This window comes from Micromonospora deserti, from assembly GCF_003236335.1.
In the GTDB taxonomy this organism is placed as follows: Bacteria; Actinomycetota; Actinomycetes; order Mycobacteriales; family Micromonosporaceae; genus Micromonospora; species Micromonospora deserti.
Map to the genome: position 1 here is coordinate 1 of NZ_POUB01000318.1, position 6,062 is coordinate 6,062.

The window sequence follows — 6,062 nt, forward strand, 5'->3', positions numbered from 1 at the left end:
GGGATAGGGTGGGCCGACCGACTTCCCACCATCCACGAAGCCGACCCGGGGGGCGCCACGCATGGGCGATTCGTTCGCGCATCTGCACGTGCACACGGAGTACTCGATGCTCGACGGGGCGGCCCGGCTCAAGGACCTGTTCGCCGAGGCCAACCGGCTCGGCATGCCGGCGGTGGCGATGACCGACCACGGCAACATGCACGGCGCGAACGACTTCTACAAGCAGGCGATGGCCGCCGGGATCACCCCGATCCTGGGCGTCGAGGCGTACGTGGCGCCGGAGTCCCGCTTCCACAAGCAGCGGGTCAAGTGGGGCCGGCCGGAGCAGAAGAGCGACGACGTCTCCGGCAACGGCGCGATCACCCACATGACCATGTGGGCGGCGAACAAGACCGGCCTGCACAACCTGTTCAAGCTCAACTCGCGCGCCTCGATGGAGGGGCACTACGTCAAGTGGCCCCGGATGGACATGGAGTTGATCGCCGAGCACGCCGAGGGGATCATGGCCACCACCGGCTGTCCGTCCGGCGCGGTGCAGACCCGGCTGCGGCTGGGGCAGTTCGACGAGGCGCTCAAGGTGGCCTCGGCGTACCAGGACATCTTCGGCAAGGAGAACTACTTCCTGGAGTTGATGGACCACGGCCTGGACATCGAGCGCCGGGTCCGGGACGGGCTCACCGAGATCGGCCGGCGGCTGGGCATCCCGCCGGTGGTCACCAACGACTCGCACTACACGCACGAGGCGCAGGCCGAGGCGCACGACGTGCTGCTCTGTGTGCAGACCGGCAGCAACATCGCCGACCCCAACCGGTTCCGCTTCGAGGGCGGCGGCTACTTCATCAAGTCCGCCGAGCAGATGCGCGCCGTGGACTCCTCCGAGCTGTGGCTGGAGGGCTGCCGCAACACGCTGCTGGTCGCCGAGAAGGTCGACCCGACCGGGATGTTCGCCTTCCGCAACCTGATGCCGCGCTTCCCGGTGCCCGAGGGCGAGACCGAGGAGTCCTGGTTCCGCAAGGAGACCTTCGCCGGCCTGGCCCGCCGCTACCCCGACGGCATCCCCGAGGGGCACGTCAAGCAGGCCGAGTACGAACTCGGCGTCATCATCCAGATGGGCTTCCCGTCGTACTTCCTCGTGGTCGCCGACTTCATCCAGTGGGCCAAGAGTCAGGGCATCGCGGTGGGCCCGGGCCGGGGCTCGGCCGCCGGGTCGCTCGTCGCGTACGCCCTGGGCATCACCGATCTGGACCCGATCCCGCACGGCCTGATCTTCGAGCGGTTCCTCAACCCCGAGCGGGTCTCCATGCCGGATGTCGACATCGACTTCGACGAGCGCCGGCGCGGTGAGGTGATCAAGTACGTCACCGAGAAGTGGGGCGAGGACAAGGTCGCGCAGATCGCCACCTTCGGCACCATCAAGGCGAAGGCCGCGATCAAGGACTCGGCCCGGGTGCTCGGCTACCCGTACGCGGTCGGCGACCGGATCACCAAGGCGATGCCCCCGGCGGTGATGGGCAAGGACATCCCGCTCGCCGGCATCTTCGACCCGAAGCACCCGCGCTACGCCGAGGCCGGTGAGATCCGCGGGCTCTACGAGTCCGATCCGGACGTGCGCAAGGTGATCGACACGGCCCGGGGCATCGAGGGGCTGATCCGGCAGACCGGCGTGCACGCCGCCGGGGTCATCATGTCCGCCGAGCCGATCATCGAGCACATCCCGCTGACCCGCCGGGACGCCGACGGGGCGATCATCACCCAGTTCGACTACCCGACCTGCGAGTCGCTCGGGCTGTTGAAGATGGACTTCCTCGGCCTGCGCAACCTCACCATCATCGACGACGCGCTGAAGAACATCGAGTCCAACCACGGCACCACGGTCGACCTGCTCAAGCTGCCGCTGGACGACAAGCCCACCTACGAGCTGCTGGCCCGCGGCGACACCCTCGGCGTGTTCCAGCTCGACGGCGGGCCGATGCGCTCGCTGCTGCGGCTGATGAAGCCGGACAACTTCGAGGACATCTCCGCCGTGCTGGCGCTCTACCGGCCCGGCCCGATGGGCGCCAACTCGCACACCAACTACGCGCTGCGCAAGAACGGCCTGCAGGAGATCACCCCGATCCACCCGGAGCTGGCCGAACCCCTGGAGGAAATCCTCGGCCCGACGTACGGCCTGATCGTCTACCAGGAGCAGGTGCAGCGCGCCGCGCAGAAACTCGCCGGCTACAGCCTCGGCCAGGCCGACCTGCTGCGCCGGGCGATGGGCAAGAAGAAGAAGGAGGTCCTCGACAAGGAGTTCGTGCCGTTCCGCGATGGCATGCGCGCCAACGGCTACTCCGACGAGGCCATCCAGACCCTGTGGGACATCCTGGTACCGTTCGCCGACTACGCGTTCAACAAGGCGCACACCGCCGGCTACGGCCTGGTGTCGTACTGGACCGGCTACCTCAAGGCCAACTACCCGGCCGAGTACATGGCGGCGCTGCTCACCTCCGTCGGCGACGACAAGGACAAGATGGCGCTCTACCTGTCGGAGTGCCGCCGGATGGGCATCCAGGTCCTGCCACCCGACGTGAACACCTCCGCCGGGCCGTTCACCCCGGTCGGGCGGGACATCCGCTTCGGCCTCGCCGCGATCCGCAACGTCGGCGCGAACGTGGTCGCCGCGATCATGCGCTGCCGGGCGGAGAAGGGCGACTACGCCGACTTCTACGACTTCCTGTCCAAGGTGGACGCGGTGGTCTGCAACAAGAAGACCATCGAATCGCTGATCAAGGCGGGAGCCTTCGACTCGCTCGGGCACCCCCGCAAGGCGCTGCTCACGGTGCACGCCGAGGCGATCGACGCGTACGCCGGGGTGAAGCGCAACGAGGCCGCCGGCCAGTACGACCTCTTCGGCGCCGGCTTCGGCGACACCGACACCAGCAGCAACGTGGCGATGCCGGTGATCGGCGACGGGGAGTGGGACAAGCGCGACAAGCTCGCCTTCGAACGCGAGATGCTCGGCCTGTACGTCTCCGACCACCCGCTGTTCGGGCTGGAACACGTGCTCGGCGCGGCGGCGGACTGCACCATCGCCGCACTGTCCGAGGAGGGCACCGTGCCGGACGGCGCGGTGGTCACCCTCGCCGGCATCCTCTCCGGGGTGCAGCGCCGGGTCACCAAGCAGGGCCGCGCCTGGGCCTCGGCCACCCTGGAGGACCTCGCCGGCGGGGTGGAGACGCTCTTCTTCCCGAACACCTACGAGGTCATCGGGCAGTACATCGCCGAGGACGCCATCGTGGTGGTCAAGGGGCGGGTCGACCGCCGCGACGACACCCCCCGGATCATGGCGATGGACATGTCCATGCCGGACATCAGCAGCAACGCCGCGAACAAGCCGGTCACCCTCACCATCCCGGTGACCCGCTGCACGCCGCCGCTGGTGGAACGCCTCAAGGAGACCCTCGTGCTGCACCCCGGCGACGCCGAGGTGCACGTCAAGCTGCTCAACGGCAGCCGGGTCACCACCCTGCGGCTCGGTCCGTTCCGGGTGTCGGCCACCACCGCGCTGATGGCCGACCTGAAGAGCGTCCTCGGCCCCGCCAACGTCAGCTGACCCGCCGGCCGCCTTCGCCGCACGCGGAGCGTCCGCGCGCTCAGACCGCGCGGTACTCCATCTCCGGGCGGCCCGGCGTGCCGTACCGGGGGGTGCGCACCGCCCGGTCCACGGTCACCAGGTACTCCAGGTAGCGGCGGGCGGTCACCCGGGAGATCCCCGCCCGTTCGCCGACCTCGCTGGCCGACAGCCCGTCCCGGCCGGGGAGCGCGGCCAGCACCACGTTCAGGGTCTGCTCGTCCAGGCCCTTGGGCAGGGTGTGCCGGCTGGCCCCGCGCAGCGTGGCGAACATCCGGTCCACCTCGTGCTGGGCGCCCACCTCGCCCTCGGCGAGCGCCTGCCGCCGGTAGTCGGCGTACCGCTCCAGCTTGTCGCGGAAGGCCGCGAAGGTGAAGGGCTTGAGCAGGTAGTGGGTGACCCCGAGGGAGACGGCCGTCCGCACCACGGTCAGGTCCCGGGCGGAGGTCACGGCGAGCACATCGACGCTGCTGCCGGCGGCCCGCAACGCCCGGCAGACATCGAGGCCGTGCAGGTCGGGCAGGCGGAAGTCGAGCAGCACCAGGTCGACGTCCGCGCCGTCGCGCCGGCGCAGCGCCGCCATCGCCTCCCGGGCGGTGTGCGCGACCCCGACCACCACGAAGCCCGGCACCCGCTCGGTGTACGCCCGGTGCGCCTCCGCCAGCAGCGGCTCGTCCTCCACCACCAGTACCCGGATGTCGGTCATGGCCGCTGCTCCGGCAGCGGCAGCCGGACGGTGAACAGGGTGCCGCCGTCCGGGGCGGGGTCGACCTCGGACCGCCCGCCGTAGCGGCGGACCACCTGCCCGACCAACGCCAGGCCCAGCCCGCGGCCGCTGCTCTTGGTGGACCAGCCGCGCCGGAACGCGTCGGCCACCCGCTCCGGGTCCAGCCCCGGACCGCTGTCGCCCACCCGGACGACCACCTCGCCGTCGCCTACGCCGACGAAGACCCGGACCCGCCGCGGCGGGTCGCTGCCGGCGACCGCCTCCAGCGCGTTGTCGATCAGGTTCCCGACGACCGTGAGCAGGTCGGTCGGGGGCAGGTGGTCGGCGTCGAGCCGGCTGTCCGGGTCGATCACCAAATCAACGCCGCGTTCACCGGCCTGCGCCGACTTGCCAAGCAGCAGGGCGGCCAGCGCCGGTTCGGTCACCGCGCCGACCACCCGGTCGGTCAGCTGCTGGGCGACCGCCAGGTCGCGGGTGGCGAGCTGCACCGCCTCCTCGGTGCGGCCCAGCTCGACCATGGTCAGCACGGTGTGCAGCCGGTTCGCCGACTCGTGCGTCTGTGCCTGGAGGGCCTCGGTCAGCGCGCGTACCGAATCCAGCTCGCTGGCCAGGTTGCGCAGGTCGGTCTGGTCGCGCAGGGTCAGCACGGTGCCGAGCGCGGCCCCCTCGAAGCGGGTGGTGCGCTGGTTGGCCACGAGCACCCGGTCACCGGCCAGCACGGGTTCGTCGTGCGCGTCCCGGCCCGAGGCGAGCAGCTCCGCCACCGCCGGCGGGAGTTCGATGCCGGCCACCGGCCGGTCCGCCACCGCCGCCTCCTCGGCCAACCCCAGCAGCCGCCGGCCCTCGTCGTTGACCAGCGCCACCCGGCGGTCGGGGGTGAGCACCACCAGCCCTTCCCGCACCGAGTGCAGGACCGCGTCGTAGTACTCGTACATCCGGGTCATCTCGGCCGGCCCGAGCCCGTGCGTCTGCCGGCGCAGCCGGCGGCTGAGCAGCCAGGAACCGGTGCCGGCGAGGGCGAGGGCCGGTGCGGCGGCGGCGGCCAGCACCGGCGCCTGGTCGAGCAGCCGGCGGTTGATCGCCCGGGTGGTGATGCCGACCGAGACCAGACCGACGACCCGCCCGTCGTCGGCCCGGACGGGCACCACGGCCCGCACCGACTCGCCCAGTGTGCCGACGTTGGTCGTGGTGAACGCCCGCCCGGCCAGCGCGGGCCCGATGTCCCCGATGAACGGCCGGCCGATCTGCTCCGGGCTCGGGTGCGAGTACCGGGTCCGGTCGGGCGCCATCACCACCACGAAATCCGTGCCCGTCGCCACCCGGGTGGCCTCCGCGTAGGGCTGGAGGGTGGCCGCCGGGTCGGCCGAGAGCAGGGCCGTGCGCACGTCGGGGGAGCCGGCGACGGTGTGCGCCACCGCGAGCACCTCCTCCCGGGCGGCCTCCCGCGCGTCGGTGCGGGCCAGCCACACCGCGCCCGCGGCCGCCGCCGCGACCAGCAACGTCACGACCACGGCCTGGAGCGCGAACAGCTGTCCCGCGATGCTCCACTGCCGTCGGGCCACCACCACTCCTGTCCCCGGTCCGATTCCGGTCACCAGTGTTGCGCGCCCGTCGCGGCGAAACGTCACCCATGGGTCGCCGAGATGAACAGAATGACCACAAGGCTGTCTTGGAGTGAGGCCCAGGTCACATTGTCGGCATGGACACCACCGCCACCCCCACCCC

General features: G+C 71.1%; 3 protein-coding genes. 1 reads left to right on the forward strand and 2 read right to left on the reverse strand.

Annotated elements, in window-relative coordinates; genetic code table 11:
* Window positions 1-61: 61 nt before the first annotated feature.
* Complete coding sequence (gene dnaE / locus C1I99_RS28070; protein ID WP_111137219.1) at window positions 62-3,592, forward strand: DNA polymerase III subunit alpha; 3,531 nt, start codon at window positions 62-64, stop codon at window positions 3,590-3,592.
* A 40-nt stretch (window positions 3,593-3,632) separates the two neighbouring features.
* Here dnaE and C1I99_RS28075 read toward each other — a convergent pair whose 3' ends face one another.
* A complete protein-coding gene (locus C1I99_RS28075; protein ID WP_111137220.1) occupies window positions 3,633-4,316 on the reverse strand; it encodes a response regulator in 684 nt (227 codons plus the stop codon).
* Window positions 4,313-5,899, reverse strand: coding sequence for an ATP-binding protein (locus tag C1I99_RS28080; protein ID WP_111137221.1), 1,587 nt, complete (start codon window positions 5,897-5,899; stop codon window positions 4,313-4,315). The genes C1I99_RS28075 and C1I99_RS28080 overlap by 4 nt, the downstream gene beginning before the upstream one ends.
* Window positions 5,900-6,062 lie beyond the last annotated feature (163 nt).

Excerpts from the sequence above, each read along its gene's own strand:
- dnaE (WP_111137219.1), top strand. The coding sequence starts at position 62 with ATGGGCGATTCGTTCGCGCATCTGCACGTGCACACGGAGTACTCGATG.
- C1I99_RS28075 (WP_111137220.1), bottom strand. The coding sequence starts at position 4,316 with ATGACCGACATCCGGGTACTGGTGGTGGAGGACGAGCCGCTGCTGGCG.